The 18,395-nt window shown below is 70.9% G+C and carries 18 protein-coding genes; 9 read left to right on the top strand and 9 right to left on the bottom strand.

What is annotated here, in order from left to right; translation table 11 throughout:
- Positions 1–6 precede the first annotated feature (6 nt).
- From A5643_RS10525 to lmeA, 4 genes are all read right to left on the bottom strand, one after another.
- On the bottom strand, positions 7–462 hold the full coding sequence (locus A5643_RS10525; RefSeq protein ID WP_066854648.1) for a DUF4395 domain-containing protein: 456 nt from the start codon (positions 460–462) through the stop codon (positions 7–9).
- A 94-nt stretch (positions 463–556) separates the two neighbouring features.
- Positions 557–646: an Ms5788A family Cys-rich leader peptide gene (locus A5643_RS18935; RefSeq protein WP_353612566.1), complete on the bottom strand. Its 90-nt coding sequence runs from the start codon at positions 644–646 to the stop codon at positions 557–559.
- A gap of 29 nt (positions 647–675) precedes the next feature.
- The gene (locus A5643_RS10520) at positions 676–1,077 is read right to left on the bottom strand and encodes a thioredoxin family protein (RefSeq protein WP_066854646.1); all 402 of its coding nucleotides are present in this window, start codon (positions 1,075–1,077) and stop codon (positions 676–678) included.
- Positions 1,074–1,871 carry a mannan chain length control protein LmeA gene (gene lmeA / locus A5643_RS10515; RefSeq protein ID WP_082948888.1) on the bottom strand — a complete coding sequence of 266 codons (798 nt, stop codon included), beginning with the start codon at positions 1,869–1,871 and terminating at the stop codon, positions 1,074–1,076. Before lmeA ends, A5643_RS10520 begins: the two co-directional genes overlap by 4 nt.
- 167 nt (positions 1,872–2,038) lie before the next feature.
- Between lmeA and A5643_RS10510 the strand changes: the two genes are divergently transcribed.
- The 8 genes from A5643_RS10510 (at position 2,039) to pstA (A5643_RS10475) (ending at position 10,003) form a co-directional block, all read left to right on the top strand.
- Positions 2,039–2,818 carry a response regulator transcription factor gene (locus A5643_RS10510; protein ID WP_066854644.1) on the top strand — a complete coding sequence of 260 codons (780 nt, stop codon included), beginning with the start codon at positions 2,039–2,041 and terminating at the stop codon, positions 2,816–2,818.
- Entirely contained in the window at positions 2,815–3,723 is a 909-nt protein-coding gene (gene mshD / locus A5643_RS10505) for a mycothiol synthase (RefSeq protein WP_066854642.1), read from the top strand. The genes A5643_RS10510 and mshD overlap by 4 nt, the downstream gene beginning before the upstream one ends.
- Before the next feature lie 71 nt (positions 3,724–3,794).
- The gene (pstS, locus tag A5643_RS10500; RefSeq protein WP_066854641.1) at positions 3,795–4,907 is read left to right on the top strand and encodes a phosphate ABC transporter substrate-binding protein PstS; all 1,113 of its coding nucleotides are present in this window, start codon (positions 3,795–3,797) and stop codon (positions 4,905–4,907) included.
- Positions 4,908–4,941: 34 nt separating this feature from the next.
- Positions 4,942–5,970 carry a phosphate ABC transporter permease subunit PstC gene (gene pstC / locus A5643_RS10495; RefSeq protein WP_066854639.1) on the top strand — a complete coding sequence of 343 codons (1,029 nt, stop codon included), beginning with the start codon at positions 4,942–4,944 and terminating at the stop codon, positions 5,968–5,970.
- Positions 5,967–6,881 carry a phosphate ABC transporter permease PstA gene (gene pstA / locus A5643_RS10490; RefSeq protein WP_066854637.1) on the top strand — a complete coding sequence of 305 codons (915 nt, stop codon included), beginning with the start codon at positions 5,967–5,969 and terminating at the stop codon, positions 6,879–6,881. The genes pstC (A5643_RS10495) and pstA (A5643_RS10490) overlap by 4 nt, the downstream gene beginning before the upstream one ends.
- A gap of 165 nt (positions 6,882–7,046) precedes the next feature.
- Complete coding sequence (pstS, locus tag A5643_RS18220; protein ID WP_066854635.1) at positions 7,047–8,171, top strand: phosphate ABC transporter substrate-binding protein PstS; 1,125 nt, start codon at positions 7,047–7,049, stop codon at positions 8,169–8,171.
- A gap of 3 nt (positions 8,172–8,174) precedes the next feature.
- Positions 8,175–9,116, top strand: a complete 942-nt coding sequence (pstC, locus tag A5643_RS18215) for a phosphate ABC transporter permease subunit PstC (RefSeq protein WP_066854634.1) — start codon at positions 8,175–8,177, stop codon at positions 9,114–9,116.
- Positions 9,113–10,003 (top strand): phosphate ABC transporter permease PstA, encoded by an 891-nt coding sequence (pstA, locus tag A5643_RS10475; RefSeq protein WP_066854632.1) that lies wholly within the window; start codon positions 9,113–9,115, stop codon positions 10,001–10,003. Before pstC (A5643_RS18215) ends, pstA (A5643_RS10475) begins: the two co-directional genes overlap by 4 nt.
- A 7-nt stretch (positions 10,004–10,010) precedes the next feature.
- On the opposite strand, the gene A5643_RS10470 is transcribed toward pstA (A5643_RS10475), so the two are convergent.
- Both A5643_RS10470 and pstS (A5643_RS10465) read right to left on the bottom strand, forming a co-directional pair.
- Positions 10,011–11,987: a serine/threonine-protein kinase PknD gene (locus tag A5643_RS10470; RefSeq protein WP_066854727.1), complete on the bottom strand. Its 1,977-nt coding sequence runs from the start codon at positions 11,985–11,987 to the stop codon at positions 10,011–10,013.
- 82 nt (positions 11,988–12,069) lie between these two features.
- Complete coding sequence (gene pstS, locus A5643_RS10465; RefSeq protein ID WP_066854629.1) at positions 12,070–13,161, bottom strand: phosphate ABC transporter substrate-binding protein PstS; 1,092 nt, start codon at positions 13,159–13,161, stop codon at positions 12,070–12,072.
- A 192-nt stretch (positions 13,162–13,353) separates the two neighbouring features.
- Here pstS (A5643_RS10465) and pstB point away from each other — a divergent pair, with 192 nt between their 5' ends.
- Entirely contained in the window at positions 13,354–14,130 is a 777-nt protein-coding gene (gene pstB / locus A5643_RS10460) for a phosphate ABC transporter ATP-binding protein PstB (protein WP_066854627.1), read from the top strand.
- A 162-nt stretch (positions 14,131–14,292) separates the two neighbouring features.
- On the opposite strand, the gene phoU is transcribed toward pstB, so the two are convergent.
- The 3 genes from phoU to dusB form a co-directional block, all read right to left on the bottom strand.
- Positions 14,293–14,958 carry a phosphate signaling complex protein PhoU gene (gene phoU / locus A5643_RS10455; RefSeq protein WP_066854625.1) on the bottom strand — a complete coding sequence of 222 codons (666 nt, stop codon included), beginning with the start codon at positions 14,956–14,958 and terminating at the stop codon, positions 14,293–14,295.
- Between the two features lie 26 nt (positions 14,959–14,984).
- Complete coding sequence (locus A5643_RS10450; RefSeq protein WP_082948884.1) at positions 14,985–17,090, bottom strand: LCP family protein; 2,106 nt, start codon at positions 17,088–17,090, stop codon at positions 14,985–14,987.
- Between the two features lie 166 nt (positions 17,091–17,256).
- The gene (dusB, locus tag A5643_RS10445) at positions 17,257–18,390 is read right to left on the bottom strand and encodes a tRNA dihydrouridine synthase DusB (RefSeq protein ID WP_066854623.1); all 1,134 of its coding nucleotides are present in this window, start codon (positions 18,388–18,390) and stop codon (positions 17,257–17,259) included.
- Positions 18,391–18,395 lie beyond the last annotated feature (5 nt).

The following is an 18,395-nucleotide window of genomic DNA, read 5'->3' as shown; positions in this document are numbered from 1 at the left end:
TTTCGGTTACTTGGTGATAGGGGTCAGACGGGAAAACAGCGGGTAGAGCTGACAGCCCAGGCAGATGCCGAAGGCCGCGTTGAGGAACGCCGCCGCCAGCGCCAACGCGGTGGCCACGACGCCGAGCAGGGAAACGCCCGCGGCGAAGCCGGCCACCGCCACCACGGCGAACACCAGCCCGACCAGCTGGGCGAAGCGCAGCGGGGCCACCGGCTCCCACTCCCGGGCCGGCGCCAGTCGCGGGGCGGCGAACCGGGCGAAAACCTGCCCGTAGGGGTGGCGGCGCGGCCCGCCGAAGGCGCCGGCGGCGAACACCGCGGCCTGCGCGGCCAGCAGCGCCGCCGCGGCCGGAGTGTTGACCGCGGCGAGCAGCAGCACACCCGCCAGCACCGCGCTGGTCAGCCAGGCGCTGAAGCGGGGACCGCGGACGTCGACGGTCCCGGTGGTGAGGGTGGTGGGCATCGTGTTACTCCTGCTGCTCTGCTGAAAGGGGGCCGACGGCCGGGGTGGAGATCGCCCATCAGGGCTGCTCCGGGCGCGGAAAGCGACGCGCCGATTAGCGACAGCGACAACAGCAGCAGCCCGCAACGCGGCACAGGTCGACTGCGCGGCGCTTGGTGAGCACAAGCTCGAGGCGGGCTAACACGCGGGACAGCTTACCCAATGCCTGCCCGGTCAAGCCAGCAGAGCCCGCAGCGCCGAGCGCAGCGCATCGGCGGTCGGCACCCCCGAGGAGCGGAACCGCTGCACACCCTCGGCGTCGAAGATGAACGTGGTGGGCAGCGACAGCACCGAAAGGGCGCGGGCGGCAACCGGATTGGCGTCGATGTCGATCTCGTTGTGGGCCACGTCCAGCTCGGTGCAGACCTGCTTGACCACCCGGCGCACCGCCGCGCACGGCCCGCACCACGGCGCCGAGACGTGCACGACCGTCGGCCCGGTGCGCGACAGGCCCAGCAGTTCGGGGTCGGCCGCCGGACCGTCGGCTTCGCGCAGCACCCCGCGGCGGCGGGTGAGCAGCCAGCCGGTCACCGCGGCCAGACCCAGCCCGGCCGCCAGCGCCAGCAGCGCGGTCACGACGGGCGGAACCCCGCCAGGTCGATCGTCACGTCGTGGACGATGCCCTCGATGATCACGTCCGAGCCGCGGGCCCCCCAGCTGGTCGGATCCACCTGGTAGGGCAGCGTCTGGTCGGGCAACCGGGCGGCGAACGCGGCCAGCACGGCGTCGCGTTTGTCGTCGGGGACCGGCTGGTTGGCGGTGTCTGCGCCGGTGAGGATGTCGGTGGGGGTGATCACCAGCGTGTTGCGGGCCGGGCCGTCGACCGACAGGTCCACCGAGACGCTGACCCGCTCGTCGAAGCCGGCGGATTCGGGGGTGCCGGTGAATACCAGCCCGCGGCTGCGCGAGATCCCCGACTCGGTGGTGCCGCCGGTGGCGTCGTTGGTGTCGACGCGCGGCGCCTCCACCATCAGATCGGTGACGCCGATGTATTTGCCCAGGTGGCGGGAGTCGATGATGATGCGGCTCTCCAGCATCCCGACCGTCAGCGTCGCATCCGGCGCGATCAGCCAGGACCGGTCGACCAGCCCGATGTCGTGCATGGTGGCTTCCAGCGTCGCGGTCTCCACCTGCGGGTGGCTCACCGCGATGGCCTTGATCTCCAGCTCCTCGTAGTGGCCGGCGCGGGCCTGCGGGATGAACGGGAACGCCAGGATCGCGACGTTGGGGTCGTTGCCGAGCCGGGCCGCCTCCCGCACCGAGCGGGACAGCCGGTATTCGGCGTAGATGCTCGTCCCGAAGTCGACGCCGAGGGCCACCAGCACCACCGCGAGCACCGTCGCCAACCCGCCGACCAAGACCTTGCGCACCCGATCATTGTGAACCAGGCCGCTCCGCCGCTCGCCCGGCGCGCCCACGGCGCGGTGAAACAGCAGGTGGCGCGCTATCGTTAGACGACCTGGTGCCCAACGGAGTGTGGCCGGAAGGACGAGGAGCGCAAGCCGGGTGTGATGCTCCCCGACGTTGGAGGGCCCTGTTGGAGCTGCTGCTGTTGACCGCCGATCCGCATCCCGACACCGTCCTGCCCGCGCTGTCGCTGCTGAGTCACGCGGTGCACACCGAACCCCCCGACCCCGCGGCGCTGCTGGCCGTCGAGGACGCCGAGGCGGTCCTCGTCGACGCGCGCAGCGACCTGGTCGCGGTGCGCAAACTGTGCCGGCTGATCAGCGCCGCCGACCGCTCGGTGCCGGTGATCGCGGTGGTCACCGAGGGCGGGCTGGTGGCGGTCAACGCCGACTGGGGACTGGACGACATCCTGCTGCCCGCCGCCGGGCCCGGCGAGATCGACGCCCGGCTGCGGCTGGCCGTCGGGCGCGGTGAGGAGTCCGACGACGCGCAGCAGCACCAGATAGTGTTGGGCGAACTGGTGATCGACGAGGGCACCTACACCGCGCGGGTGCGCGGCCGGCCGCTGAACCTCACCTACAAGGAGTTCGAACTGCTGAAGTATCTGACCCAGCATGTGGGCCGGGTCTTCACCCGGGTGCAGCTGCTGCAGGAGGTGTGGGGCTATGACTTCTTCGGCGGCACCCGCACCGTCGACGTCCACGTGCGCCGGCTGCGCGCCAAGCTCGGCCCCGAATACGACTCGGTGATCGGCACCGTGCGCAACGTCGGCTACAAGGCCGTGCTGCCCAGCCGGGCGCGCGGCGGCGCGGCCCCCGCCACCGGCGCCGCGCCGGCCCCCGACGCGGACACCGCCCCGGACAGCGAGGCACCGGCCGAGGACGCCCCCGACCCGCAGCCCGCGACGTGACCGCCGAAGGCTGGCAGACCCGGCTGAGCCCGAGTGCGCAACAACAGGTCCGCACCCTGATCGCCGCGGCCACCGACAGCGACCGGGTGGCCCCGGTGGGCGACCAGGTGCTGCGCGCGCTGACCGGCGAGGCCACCGAGCACCTGCTGATCCGCGTCGACGACATCCTCACCGGCTACCTGAACCTGGCCCCGGCGCGCGAGGACGCCCCGCCGATGTCGGAGCTGGTCGTCCACCCACACCGCCGCCGCCGCGGCATCGGCACCGCGCTGGTGCGCGCCGCCCTGGAGCGCTCCGGGCAAACCAGCCGGTTCTGGGCGCACGGCACCTTGCCCGCGGCGCGCGCCACCGCCGAGAAGACCGGCCTGGTCGCGGTGCGCGAGCTGATCCAGATGCGCCGCAGCCTGCACGGCGTGCCCGCCGCCCATCCCCCCGACGGGGTGCGGCTGCGCAGCTACGCCGGCACCGCCGACGACGCGGAGCTGCTGCGGGTCAACAACGCCGCCTTCTCCTGGCACCCCGAGCAGGGCGGCTGGACACCCGCCGACCTCACCGACGAGCTCAACCAGCCGTGGTTCGACCCGAACGGGCTGTTCCTGGCCTTCGACGCCGCCGACCCGCAAACCCTGCTGGGCTTCCACTGGACCAAGATCCACCCGGACCGGCCCGGCCTCGGCGAGGTCTACGTCGTCGGCGTCGACCCCGCCGCCCAGGGCCGCGGGCTGGGCCGGCTGCTCACCGCGGTCGGGGTGGCCTGGCTGGCCGAACGGCTCGCCGCGGCCCACGACCCCACGGTCATGCTCTACGTCGAGGCGGACAACACCGCGGCGGTGCACACCTACCAGCAGCTCGGATTCGACGTGCACAGCGTCGACACCGCCTACCAGCACCCGGGCAGCCGCTGAGTTAACCCCGCGTTCACCACCGGCGCATAACTTGCCGAGAGCCGCGACCAGCAACGACCAGGAAACGCAGATTGGCACTCACCGGCCGAACGATCACCGCCCTGGGGGCGACAGCGGTGGCGACCGTGACGGCGCTCACCGGCTGCGGAAGCGACGACAACCTCGGACCCGGCCCCGACCTGTCCGGCGTGGTCGCGGACTGCACCGGCAAAACCACGCTGACCGGGGAGGGCTCCACCGCCCAGCAGAACGCCATCGCCCTGTTCGACCAGGTGTGGGCGCGGATCTGCCCCGGTAAGAAGGTCGCCTACAACCCGACCGGCTCCGGGGCCGGCCGCGAGCAGTTCATCGCCGGGCAGGTCGACTTCGCCGGCTCCGACTCGCCGCTGACCGAGCGGCAACGCGACCCGGCCCGCCGCCGCTGCCAGGACCACCCGGCCTGGAACCTGCCGCTGGTGTTCGGGGCGGTCGCGCTGGCCTACAACCTCGACGACGCCGTCGACGTTCCGGTGACCGTCACCCCCGACCTGCTGGCCGACATCTTCGCCGGGCGGCTGACCCGCTGGTCGGACCCCGCACTGGCCGCGGTCAACCCCGGGGTGGCGCTGCCGGATCTGGAGATCACCCCGATCTACCGGTCGGACTCCTCGGGCACCACCGACAACTTCCAGAAGTACCTGGCCGCCGCCGCCCCGACGGCCTGGACCGCCGGCGCCGGCACCGAGTTCCAGGGCGGGGTGGGGGAGGGCGCCCAGAAATCGTCCGGGGTGGTGCAGGCCGTGCAGGCCACGCCGGGCTCCATCGGCTACGTCGAGAAGGGCTTCGCCGACCAGGCGAACCTGACCTACGCCCGCATCGACAGCGGCGCCGGCCCGGTCGCCCTGACCGACGAGGCGGCCGGCCGGGCGGTCGACGCCGCCGCGTTCGCCGGGGACGGCCACGACCTCGTCTTAGATCTGGACTCGCTGTACGGCGCGAGCCTGCCCGGCGCCTACCCGCTGGTGCTGACCACCTACGAGATCGTCTGCTCGGGCGGGTACGCCCCCGGCGCGGCCACCGCGGTCAAATCCTTCCTGCTCGCCGCCGCCGAGCACGGCCAGGACAACCTGGCCCCGGCCGGCTACGTCCCCCTGCCCGCGCGGTTCACCGAGCGACTTGTAGCGTCGATCGAAGCGATCCAGTGACCGGCCGGGAGCCCGCGACAGCGATGGGACAGCGATGACCACACCGAATCCGGCCGACGCCGGTTCGGGGGAGATCACCGGCCGTCCGCACCCGGTGGTGCCGGCCCCGGCCGTCCCGCCGGACCCGGGCCGGGTCAAAACCCACCTCGGCGACCGGGTGTTCCGCGCCCTGGCGGTGGGCTCCGGGGTCTTCATCGTCGCGCTGATCGGCGCGATCGGGCTGTTTCTGCTGTGGCGGGCGATCCCGGCGCTGGCCCGCAACAAGGAGAACTTCTTCACCTACGCCGGCAACTGGATCACCACCGACACCTCCGCGATGCACTTCGGGGTGCTGGAGCTGGTGCAGGTCACCGTGTTCGTCTCGGTGTTCGCGCTGCTGCTGGCCATGCCGGTGGCCCTCGGGGTGGCGATCTACCTGACCGCCTACGCCCCGCGGCGGCTGGTGGCCCCGCTGAGCTACCTGGTGGACCTACTCGCCGCGGTGCCCTCGATCATCTACGGCGTCTGGGGCCTGTACGTGCTGGCGCCGCAGCTGCGCCCGATCGCGCTGTGGCTCAACGAGCACCTGGGCTGGCTGTTCCTGTTCGCCACCGGCAACGCCTCGGTCGGCGGCGGCGGCACGGTGTTCACCGGCGGGATCGTGCTGGCGGTGATGATCCTGCCGATCATCGCCGCGGTGGCCCGGGAGGTGTTCGTCCAGACCCCGCAGGGCCAGATCGAGGCGGCGCTGGCGCTGGGCGCCACCCGCTGGGAGGTCATCAAGACCACCGTGTTGCCGTTCGGCCGGTCCGGGTTCGTCAGCGGGGCGATGCTCGGCCTGGGCCGGGCTCTGGGCGAGACCATCGCGCTGCTGATCATCTTGCGCGGCACGCAGAAGGCGTTCGGCTGGTCGCTGTTCGACGGCGGGTTCACCTTCGCCTCCAAGATCGCCGCCACCGCCGCGGAGTTCAACGACCAGTACAAGGCCGGCGCCTACATCGCCGCCGGTCTGGTGCTGTTCGTGTTGACCTTCGTGGTCAACGCCGCCGCCCGCGCCGCGATCGCCACCGGAGGCCACCGATGACCACCCTGCTGGACCGCCCGGTCAAGGAGCGCACCTTCGCGGGGCTGGGCTGGCGCCGCCGCCTGGCCGACCGCGCCGCGACCGTGCTGGTCAGCGCCGCCATGCTGGCCGCGCTGGCCCCGCTGATCTGGGTGCTTTACGCGGTGGTCACCAAGGGCTTTCAGGCGATCACCTCCACCACCTGGTGGTGGCACTCGCAGGCCGGCATGACCGCGTTCACCGCCGGCGGCGGGGCCTACCACGCCATCGTCGGCACCGTGCTGCAAGGACTGGTGTGCGCGGCGATCTCCATCCCGATCGGCGTGTTCGTGGCGATCTATCTGGTGGAGTACGGGGCGGGCACCCGGCTGGGCCGGCTGACCACGTTCATGGTCGACATCCTCACCGGGGTGCCCTCGATCGTGGCGGCGCTGTTCATCTACGCGCTGTGGGTGGCCACGCTGGGCTTCGAACGCTCCGGGCTGGCGGTCTCACTGTCGCTGGTGCTGTTGATGATCCCGGTGATCGTGCGCTCGGCCGAGGAGATGCTGACCGTGGTGCCGATGGACCTGCGGGAGGCCAGTTACGCACTCGGCGTGCCGAAGTGGAAGACGATCGTGCGCATCGTGATCCCGACGTCGCTGTCGGGCATCGTCACCGGCATCATGCTGGCGCTGGCCCGGGTGATGGGCGAGACCGCCCCGCTGCTGGTGCTGGTCGGCTACGCCAAGGCGATGAACTTCGACATGCTGTCGGGGTTCATGGGCTCACTGCCCGGCATGATGTACGACGAGACCTCCGCCGGCGCGGGCACCAACGTCATTCCCACCGACCGGATGTGGGGCGCGGGGCTGACGCTGATCCTGCTGATCGGGGTGCTCAACGTCGGGGCCCGGCTGGCGGCGCGGCTGTTCGCGCCGAAGAAGGTCTGACCCGCCCGGCTGGGAGCCGGCTGTCAACTCGCTGAACATGAACGGCGCGGCCATTCCCATTGCCGCGCTGCGCTGTTAGCGTCAAAATCGGCGCGGATCCGCACGACGTATATGACCCCGGGGGCAGTGTCCCGCGGCGTTCCCTACCGCTCGAAGGAACCCATAATGAAACTCCAGCGAATCGGCGCGGCATTCTCCGTCCTGGCCACCAGCGCGCTGCTGGTCTCGGCCTGCGGCAGCGAGGACAACACCACCAACGAGGGGGCGGAAAGCCCGGGGGAGACCTCGCACGCAGCCGGCGCCGGGGTGGACTGCGGCGGGCAGAAGACCTTGAAGGCCAGCGGATCCACCGCCCAGGAGAACGCGATGGCCCGCTTCGTCATCGCCTTCCAGGACGCCTGCGACCAGACCGTCAACTACACCGCCAACGGATCCGGCGCCGGAATCAACGAATTCCTCGGCAACGAAACCGATTTCGGCGGCTCCGATGTGCCGTTGAGCCCCGAGGAGCAGACCCGCGCTCAGCAGCGGTGCGCCTCCGAGGCGTGGAACCTGCCGGTGGTGTTCGGCCCCATCGCGGTCACCTACCACCTCGGCGACGTGAACTCACTGGTCCTGGACGGGCCCACGCTGGCGAAGATCTTCAACGGCGCCATCACCGACTGGGGCGACCCGGCGATCGCCGCGCTCAACCCGGGCGCGACGCTGCCCGCCGAACCGATCCACGTGATCTTCCGCAGCGACGAATCCGGCACCACCGACAACTTCCAGCAGTACCTCGACGCCGCCTCCGACGGCGCCTGGGGCAAGGGCGCGGGCAAGACGTTCAACGGCGGCGTCGGTGAGGGCGCCAAGGGCAACGACGGCACGTCGGCGGCGATCAAGTCCACCGAGGGCTCGATCACCTACAACGAGTGGTCCTTCGCCCAGGCCGAGAAGCTGAACATGGCCCGCATCGTCACCTCCGCCGGCCCCGACCCGGTGGCCATCAGCCCCGACACCGTCGGCAAGACCATCGCCGGGGCCACCATCAAGGGCCAGGGCAACAACCTGGTGCTCGACACGGTGTCGTTCTACAAGCCCACCGAGGCCGGCGCCTACCCGATCGTGCTGGCCACCTACGAGATCGTCTGCTCGAAGTACCCCGACGCCCAGGTCGGCACCGCGGTCAAGGCGTTCCTGCAGTCGACCATCGGCGCCGGGCAGGACGGGCTCGCCGACCACGGCTACATCCCCATCCCCGACGCCTTCAAGTCCCGGCTGACCACCGCGGTCGACGCCATCAGCTAACCGGTGAGGGCGGGCGCGTCACCGGGGCGGCGCGGTGACCGGGTGTTCGCCGCCGCGGCGGCCGCCGCCGGGCTGACGATCGTGGTCGCGATCGCCCTGATCGCGGTCTTCCTGCTGGTCCACGCGCTGCCGGCGCTGCGCGCCAACCACGCCAACTTCCTCACCAGCGCACAGTTCGACACCACCGACGCCGACCGGCTGGCGTTCGGGGTGCGCGATCTGTTCATGGTCACCGTGCTCAGCTCGCTGTGGGCGCTGGTGCTGGCCGTGCCGATCGCGATCGGGATCGCGGTGTTCCTCACCCAGTACGCGCCGGCCCGGCTGGCCCGCCCGTTCGGCGCCCTGGTCGACCTGCTGGCCGCGGTGCCCTCGATCGTCTTCGGGCTGTGGGGCATCTTCGTGCTGGCCCCGCGGCTGGAGCCGGTCGCGGGGGTGCTCAACCGGAACCTGGGCTGGCTGTTCCTGTTCCAATCCGGGGACGTGTCGCTGGCCGGCGGCGGCAACATCTTCACCGCCGGGGTGGTGCTGGCGGTGATGGTGCTGCCGATCATCACGTCGGTGTCGCGGGAGGTGTTCCGCCAGACCCCGACCAGCCAGCTGGAGGCGGCCCAGGCGCTGGGCGCCACCCAGTGGGAGGTGGTGCGGATGACCGTGCTGCCGTTCGGGCGCAGCGGGGTGATCGCCGCGGCCATGCTGGGGTTGGGCCGCGCCCTGGGGGAGACGGTGGCGGTGCTGATCATCCTGCGCGCCGCCGCCGAGCCCGGGCGCTGGTCGCTGTTCGACGGCGGCTACACCTTCGCCTCCAAGATCGCCTCGGCCGCTTCGGAATTCAGCGAACCGCTGCCGACCGGGGCCTACATCTCCGCCGGGTTCGTGCTGTTCGTGCTGACCTTCATCGTCAACGCCGCGGCCCGCGCGGTCGCCGGTCAGAAGGTCAACGGATGAGCGCGCCGGTCAAGGTCAAGCGGCACCCGATCGCGGTGCGCCGCCGGGTCAAGAACCGGGTGGCGACGCTGTTCTTCCTCGGGTCGTTCCTGGTGGCACTCGTCCCGCTGTTCTGGCTGTTGTGGGTGGTAGTGGCGCGCGGCTGGTACGCGGTCACCCGGGAGAACTGGTGGACCCACTCGCTGCGCGGGGTGCTGCCCGAACAGTTCGCCGGCGGCGTCTACCACGCGCTGTACGGCACGCTGGTGCAGGCCGCCACCGCCGCGGTGATCGCGGTGCCACTCGGGCTGATGGTCGCGGTGTACCTGGCCGAATACGGGCGCAGCCCGCTGGCGCGGTTGACGACGTTCATGGTCGACGTGCTGGCCGGGGTGCCCTCGATCGTGGCGTCGCTGTTCATCTTCGCGTTGTGGATCGCCACCCTGGGCCTGGAGCAGAGCGCGTTCGCGGTGTCGCTGGCGCTGGTGCTGCTGATGCTGCCGGTGGTGGTGCGCTCCACCGAGGAGATGCTCAAACTGGTCCCCGACGAACTGCGCGAAGCCGGCTACGCGCTCGGCATCCCCAAATGGCGCACGATCCTGCGGGTGGTGGTGCCGGTGGCGCTGCCGGGCATCGTCTCCGGGGTGCTGCTGGCGCTGGCCCGCATCATCGGGGAGACCGCGCCGGTGCTGGTGCTGGTCGGCTACAGCCGCTCGATCAACTACGACATCTTCCAGGGCAACATGACCTCGCTGCCGCTGCTGATCTACACCGAGCTGAGCAACCCCGAACGCGCCGGGTTCCTGCGGGTCTGGGGCGCGGCGCTGACGCTGATCATCGTGGTGGCGGTGATCTACCTGGGTGCGGGGCTCATCACCCGGTTGCTGGCCTGGCGGCGCGGCTGGTGAGGTCGGCTCAGTGTGCCGAAAGCCGGACCACCCGGTCGTTGCCGCGGTCGGCGACGAAGACGTTGCCGGCGTGGTCCACCGCCACATCCAGCGGGGTGTTGAGCCCGGTGATCGGCAACTCGGTGGGGGCGTTGGAGCCGGCGGCGAGCTTCACCACCTTGTGGGCGTCGTGCTCGGTGACATACACCGCGCCGCTGTCGTCGACGGCGATGCCCCACGGCACGGCCAGCCCGGTGAACGGCAGCTCCGCTTGGGCGTCGGAGCCGGCGGGCAGCTTGAGCACCCGGTCGTTGTCGGAGTCGGTGACATAGACCGCGCCGGACTTGTCCACCGCCACCCCGTCGGGGTTCTGCAGCCCGGTGAACGGCAGCACCGTTTGGGTGTCGGAGCCGGCGGGCAGTTTGAGCACCCGGTCGTTACCGCGGTCGGCGACGAAGACGTCCCCGGCGTCGTCGACCGCCAGACCCTCCGGGTAGGTCAGGCCGGTGAACGGCAGCTCCTTCTGGTCGGTGGAGCCGGCGTCGAGCTTGACCACCCGGTTGTTGAAGTCGGCGACATAGACCGCGCCGGACTTGTCCACCGCGATGCCCTGCGGCTCGTAGAGGCCGGTGAAGGGCAGTTCGGCGGGTGAGCTGGAGCCGGGGCCGAGCTTGACCACCCGCCCGTACATGCCCTGGTTGGTGACGTAGACGTTGCCGTCGCCGTCGAGGGCCACCCCGCCGGGGGAGAGCCGGAAGGTCAGCCCGTTGAACGGCAGCACCGACTGGCCGGTGGCCGAGGTCCAGTCCGCGCCCGGCGAGGACGACGGCCGGCGGGTGAGCACGAACCCGGTGATCACCACCCCGGCGACCACGATCACCGCCGCCACCGCGGCCAGCGCCACCCAGCGGCGGCTGCGACGGCGTTCGGTGCGGGCGAACTGCGGGGGGACATCGGGAGGGGTGGCGGGAGAAGCACCGCGGGAAGCACCGCGCTGGGCGGCTGGGGCAGCGCCGCGCGGCGCCGGTTGCGGCGCGGACGGGACTGACGGGAAGGGTTGGGCCATCGTCGCCGCGCCGGAGGCCACCGGGGCGGCCATGGTCGGGGCGGGGCCCGACGGCGCGGCGTCCTGCTCCAGGATCGCGGCGGCCTGGTCCTGTTCGGGGGCGGTGAGCGCGCCGAGCGCGGCGATCGCCAGGTCCCCGGCGGTGGGGTAGCGGTCCTCGGGACGCTTGGCCATCCCGCGGGCGATCACGTGGTCCAGGGCGGGCGGGATCGCGCCGGGGCGTTGGGTGCTGGGCCGCGGCGCCGGTTCCATCAGGTGCGCGGCGACCAGCCGTTCGATGCTCTCGGTGGGATACGGCGGGGAGCCGGTCAACGCCTCGTCCATCACGCAGGCCAGCGAGTAGATGTCCGAGCGGTAGGTGACCTCGTTGCCGGTGAACCGCTCGGGGGCCATGTAGTTGTAGGTGCCCATCGCGGTGCCGGTCTGGGTCAGCGACGGGTCGGCGGCGGCGCGGGCCAGCCCGAAGTCCACCAGGTAGGCGAAGTCGTCGTCGGTGACCAGGATGTTCTCCGGTTTGACGTCGCGGTGGGTGATGCCGGCGGCGTGGGCGGCGTCGAGTGCCGCGGCGATCTGCCGCACGACCGCCACCGCCCGCGCCGGGCTGAGCGGGCCGTAGCGGCGCAACCGGGTCCGCAGGTCGATGCCGTTGATCAGCCGCATGTCGACGAAGAACAGCCCGTCGATCTCGCCGTAGTCGTGGATCGGCACCACATGCGGTTCGGTGAGCCGGCCGGCGGTGTCGGCCTCGCGCTGCAGGCGGGCGCGGAACACCGGGTTGCCGGAGAACTGTTGGGAGATCAGCTTGAGCGCCACCACCCGGCGCTTGCGGGTGTCCTCGGCCTCGTAGACCTCACCCATGCCGCCGCGGCCCAACAGCCGCCGTAATTGGTAGGGCCCGAACTGTGTCCCCGCCCGTGAGCCCCCTCCGGTGTCGTCCACCGTTGCCGCTCCCTTCATCCCGGCCGCAGGTCCGGGACCGATGGCTCTGTGTGAATTTTACGCGCGATCAGCACAATTCGACTCAGCTGATCGCATCGACCGCGGTGGCCAGTTTCGACTGAAACGAACTGGGCAGCGGGATGTAGCCGTACTCGTCCAGGCCGTCCTGGCCGGGGCCAATTGTGGCCTGCATGAACGCTTTTACCGCCGCGCCGGCCGCCTGGTCGGGGTATTTCGAGCAGACGATCTCGTAGGTGGCCAACACGATCGGGTAGGCGCCGGTCTGGGTCGGCTTGTAGAACGACGAGGTGTCGAGCACCAGATCGTTGCCCTGGCCGCTGAAGGTGGCGCCGGCGATGGTCTTGCCGACCGTGTCGGGGGTGATGGTCACCGGGTCGGGGCCGGCGGAGGTGATGATCTGCGCCATGTTCAGCTGGTGGCCGACGGCGAACGACCACTCGTTGTAGGTGATCGCCCCGTCGGTGGACTTCAGCCGCGCGGAGGTGCCGTCGTTGCCCGCCGCGCCGTCGCCGACCCCGCCGTTGAAGGTCTTGCCCGCCCCCTTGCCCCAGGCGCCGTCGGAGGCGGCGTCGAGGTACTTCTGGAAGTTGTCGGTGGTGCCGGACTCGTCGCTGCGGAACACCACGTGAATGGGCGTGCCGGGCAGCGTGGTGCCCTTGTTGAGCGCGGCGATCGCCGGGTCGTCCCAGCGGGTGATGGCGCCGTTGAAGATCTTGGCGACGGTGGGCCCGTCGAGGCTGAGCTTGCTGAGCCCGTCGATGTTGTAGGTGACCGCGATCGGGCCGAACACCACCGGGAGGTGCCAGGCCGGGGAGCCGCAGCGCGCGGCGGCGCGTTCGACCTCGCCGGTGGAGCCGTCCAGCGGGGAGTCCGAGCCGGCCAGGTCGGTGATGTTGTTGACGAACTGCTCCACCCCGGCACCCGAGCCGACCGCCTTGTAGTCCAGGGTGTGGCCCGGGCAGGCGGCGATGTAGGCGTAGACGAACTGTTCGATCGCGTTCTTCTGCGCGGTCGAGCCGCTGGCCTCGAGTTTCTCCTTGCCGCCGCAGTCGACGGCCGCCGCGCTGTCCTTGCCGCTCGAGCAGCCGGCCAGCGTCAGGGCGGCCGCCGCCAGCGCGCAGAACGCCTTCGCCCCGATCCCGTTGCACGCCATCACGCCCCCTTGCGGACTTCCACCGGTCAGCACACTGCGTGAAGCTGTACCGTCACCCCGATGAACGCTGTGGAACAGCTGTGAAAACGCCGGGTAACGGGCGGGGAGCGGCCACGGTCGACTCGGCGCGCGGGGGCTGCGGCAGGTAGATTTGGGCGTTGTCGCGCAAGGGTCGCACAAGGAGCGTTCTCGGTGGCCAAACGGTTGGACCTCAAAGAGGTCAATATCTTCTACGGCGCATTCCACGCCGTGGCCGACGTGTCGCTCTCGGTGCCCCCGCGCAGTGTGACCGCGTTCATCGGGCCGTCGGGCTGCGGCAAGTCCACGGTGCTGCGCACCCTCAACCGGATGCACGAGGTGGTGCCCGGCGCCCGGGTGGCCGGTTCGGTGCTGCTCGACGGTGAGGACATCTACGACCAGAGCATCGACCCGGTCGGGGTGCGCAAGGCCATCGGCATGGTGTTCCAGCGCCCGAACCCGTTCCCCACCATGTCGATTCGCGACAACGTGGTGGCCGGCCTCAAGCTGCAGGGGGTGCGCAACCGCAAGGTGCTCGACGAGACCGCCGAGCATTCACTGCGCGGCGCGAACCTGTGGAACGAGGTCAAGGACCGCCTCGACAAGCCCGGCGGCGGCCTGTCCGGCGGGCAGCAGCAGCGGCTGTGTATCGCCCGGGCTATCGCGGTGCAGCCCGACGTGCTGTTGATGGACGAGCCGTGCTCGGCGCTGGACCCGATCTCGACCATGGCCATCGAGGAGTTGATGGCCAGCCTCAAGCAGGACTACACGATCGTCATCGTCACCCACAACATGCAGCAGGCCGCCCGGGTCAGCGACCAGACCGCGTTTTTCAACCTGGAGGCGGTGGGCCGGCCGGGCCGGCTGGTGGAGATCGACGACACCGAGCGGATCTTCTCCAACCCGTCGCAGAAGGCCACCGAGGACTACATCTCCGGGCGCTTCGGCTAACGGGTGCCGGCACTTCGGCTAGCCCGGGCCGTCTGTTTCGGACCACCTATCGGCGGCTGACGGCTCCGTCGTGCGCCCACCGTGCACCCACTGCGAAAAATCGGCGCGCGAGTCGCAGTGGGTGCACGCTCGGCGAACGGGCCCGACGCCGAACCCCACCCCCTACGGGGAGGGCAGGTTGTCGTCGTCGGGGAACCGGCCGGTGGCCTGGAAGATGACCCGCCGGGCCACCTCGACGGTGTGGTCGGCGAAGCGTTCGTAGAAGCGGCCCAGCAGCGTCACGTCCACCGCGGCGGCCACCCCGTGCTTCCACTCCCGGTCCATCAGCACGTTGAACAGATGCCGGTGCAGGTCGTCCATCGCATCGTCTTCCTCGCCGATGCGAGCGGCCTTCTCCGGGTCACGCGAGAGCACCACCTCCTGGGCGCTGTTGCCCAACTCCACTGCGACGCGGCCCATTTCGGCGAAGTAGCCGTTGACCTCCTCGGGCAGCGCATGCTGCGGGTGGCGCCGGCGGGCGATCTTGGCGACGTGCAGCGCCAGTGCCCCCATCCGGTCGATGTCGGCGACCATCTGGATGGCCGAGACGATCGAGCGCAGGTCCCCGGCCACCGGGGCCTGGAGTGCGAGCAGCACGAACGCGCTCTCCTCGGCGCGGGCGCTCATCGCCGCGATCTGCTCGTGGTCGGTGATGACCTGCTCGGCGAGCACCAGGTCGGCCTGCAGCAGGGCCTGGGTGGCCCGTTCCATGGCGACACCGGCGAGCCCGCACATGTCGGCGAGCTGCTCGGTGAGCCCGGCGAGTTGTTCGTGGTAAGCGGCGCGCATGGTCTAACCCTACGTTCTCCGCGGACCTATTCGCAGCTGGTGTCCGCGGCGTTGGTCACGGTCAGGTCCTCGGGCAGCTCGGTGGGCGGGCTCATGCTCGTCGTGCTCAGCGGCACGCTGACCGGGGTGCCGCTCGGCGCCGGCGGCACCACCACGTGGTAGTCGGAGCCCAGCACCACCTGCACCACCCGGCCTTTGCCGGTGTCGCGCTTGATCTTCGCGCCGGGGAACGCCGAGGCCAACGTGACCGCGGCGTGCTCGTTGCCCGGGGAGAAGAACACCGTGGTGGTGTCCAGCTCGGTGGGGTAGTCGTTGGGGTACAGCGTGCTGAACCCGTAGGGCTCCAGCGCGTCGGTGGCCTGGGCAGCCAGCCCGGAGGAGTCGGTGGAGTTGGAGACCTGCACGGTCACCGAGTCCGGGTCGGTGGAGGTGGCCTGGATCTGTTCGGGGTTGGCGTCGGGGGCGGCGCTGCTGGAGGTCGGGGCGGCCGGGTCCTCGCCGGGCAGCGGGTCGTCGTCGATGATCGCGGTGAACAACGCGCGCATGTCGGCGGTGCGCGGCGGCTCGTCGCCGTTCTCGTCGGTCTCGCCGGTGGGCACGGTGACGAAGGTGACGTGCCCGGCCGACACGCCCTGCACCGACTGGCCCAGCTCCACCAGGTCTTTGGTGGTGACGTTGTCGACGTAGCTGTCGGCGATGAACATGTTGACGACGTTGTTGAGCTTTTTGAGGCTGAAGAAGGTGTCGCTGGAGATCAGCGAGCGCAGCAGCGACGACAGGAACAGCTGCTGGCGTTTGATCCGGCCGTAGTCGCCGTTGATCTCGGTAGTGACCTGCCGGGCGCGCACGTAGTTCAGGGCGGTGCCGCCGTCGATGCGCTGGCGGCCGGCGTGGGCCAGCACGGTGCCCAGCTCGTAGTCCTCCAGCGGGGAGGTGGTGCACACCTCGACCCCGCCGAGGGCGTCGACCATCTTGGCGAACCCGGAGAAGTCGATAGCCAGGAATCGGTTGATGTTGAGTCCGGAGAGCTTCTGGATGGCCTTGACCAGACACTTCGGCCCGCCGAAGGCGAACGTGGAGTTCAGTTTGGTCTCGGTGTAGATCCAGTCGTCGCTGTAGGTGCCGCTGGCCTCGTCGTAGAGCGGGCCGTACTCGGCGGTCTCGGGATTCCAGGCCTCGCAGTACATCGGGGTGATCGCCAGGTCGCGGGGGAAGGACACCGCGACGACGCGCTGCCGGTTGGCCGGGATGTTGACCAGCATGATGCTGTCGGAGCGGGCGCCGCCGGCGTCCTCGGTGTCCCCGGCCCCCATGTAGCTGTTGTCGCCCAGGCGGGTGTCCACCCCGACGATCAGGAAGTTCTCGTCGCCGAACTGGCCGTTGATGTCGATGATGTCGCGCGAATCGGGGTCGAGCGCGGAGATCTTGGTCAGGCTGTTGTTCTTCGACGCGCTCCACTGCCAGGCGCCGCCGGTCAGGGCGAGGGAGAGCACCGCGATCAGCGCGGCCAGGGTGCGACCGGCCAGCAGCACCGAGCGCCGCCGGGTGCGCCGCGGGCGGCTGGGCTGCGGGCGGCGCGGCCCGATGCGCAGCGGGAAGCGGCGGGCGCGGGGCGGTGCGGGCGGCGGCTCGGGGTCGGCCAGCCGGTTGAGGTCGGGCAGTTCGTCGAAGTTGACGACGCCGAACACCTCGGTGCGGCAGTCGGCGGTCGGGCTGGCGCCCAGCGCCAGCGCTTCGGTGGCGCTGTCGGTCTCCTCGGCGAAGGCGGGCCCGAGTTCCGGCTCGGGTTCGGGTTCGGGTTCGGGGTCCGGTCGGGCGGCGCGGCGGCGCCGGCGCGGCGGCGGGGTGTCGCCGAAGCGGGCCAGCAGGTCGGCGACGGAGAGGGCACCGCTGGCGTGGCTGCCGGTGGGCTCCTCTTCCTCGTACGGTTCGCCGGGCTCGGGTTCAAGGGCGGCGTCGGAGTACTCGGGGTACGCGGGGTATTCGAAGGACCCGGCGTGGTTGCCGTTGTATTCGAGGTGCTCGGGGTAGTCGGCCTCGCGCTGCGGGGTGGCACGCCAGCGTTCCCACGGGGCCAGGGAGCCGGGCACGGGGCGAGGCGCGGCGGGGTGATCGCCGTCAGTCTCGTCCACGCGGCCTCCGAACTCGCTGCCTGATGTCTCTTACCGATGCACTCGGGTCGCCGCCGGGCGCCCGGGACCCCGTCAGTCCGCCCGGTCGGCGTGTCGAGGGGTGACGCAACAAAGTCCCTATGATAACGAGCGATCGCCCACGAAGCGATTTCGAGATCGTCTCGGTTCAGCCACCGGAGTGCATGATCTCCGCGCCGGCGGGCACCGCGTCGTCGTCGGGATCATCCAGCCAGCCCTCCGGCAGCGTCACCGACGCCGGGGAGCCCTGCCGCCCGCGCGGCCCGGACGCCGCCGCCGGGAACGGCACGTCGGGGTCGAGTTGGTCGAGCAGCGCGTCGAGGTCGGCCAGCGTCTTGACCAGCGCCAGGGTGCGGCGCAGATCCGAACCGGCCGGGAAGCCGTGCAGGTACCAGGCGATGTGCTTGCGGATGTCGCGCAGGCCCTTGTCCTCGCCGAAGTGATCGGCCAGCAGAGCGGCGTGGCGGCGGATGATGTCGGCCACCGCGCCCAGGGTCGGCGGGGTCGGCGGCGCGGCGCCGGTGAACGCCGCGGACAACTCGGCGAACAGCCACGGCCGGCCCAGACAGCCCCGGCCGATCACCACCCCGTCGCAGCCGGTGGCAGCCATCATCGCCAGCGCGTCGTTCGGCTCGAAGATGTCGCCGTTGCCCAGCACCGGGATGCTTGACACGTGAGCTTTGAGCTGGGCGATCTGCTCCCAGTCGGCGGTGCCGGAGTAGCGCTGGGCGGCGGTGCGGGCGTGCAGCGCCACCGCCGCCGCACCCTCGGCTTCGGCGATGCGCCCGGCATCCAGGTGGGTGTGGTGGGCGTCGTCGATGCCGATGCGGAACTTCACCGTCACCGGCACGTCGGCGTCGGCGGTGGCGCGCACCGCGGCGGCCACGATCTGGCCGAACAGCCGGCGCTTGTAGGGCAGCGCGGAGCCGCCGCCGCGGCGGGTGACCTTGGGCACCGGGCAGCCGAAGTTCATGTCGATGTGATCGGCGAGGTTCTCCCCGACGATCATCCGCGCCGCCTCATAGGTGGTCGCCGGGTCCACGGTGTAGAGCTGCAGCGAGCGCGGCGACTCGTCGGGCCCGAACGTGGTCATGTGCAACGTCGCCGGGTGGCGTTCCACCAGCGCGCGGGCCGTCACCATCTCGCAGACGTACAGCCCGCTGACGGTGCCCATCAGGGAGCGCTCCAACTCGCGGCAGAGCGTGCGGAATGCGACGTTGGTCACACCCGCCATCGGAGCCAGCACGACCGGGCTGGCGAGCGTGATCGGCCCGATCCGCACCCGGG

It is taken from the genome of Mycobacterium sp. 1274756.6, assembly GCF_001668625.1.
GTDB lineage: Bacteria > Actinomycetota > Actinomycetes > Mycobacteriales > Mycobacteriaceae > Mycobacterium.
Note: the sequence above shows the minus strand (reverse complement) of the source record. Positions and strands in the feature narration are given on the sequence as shown.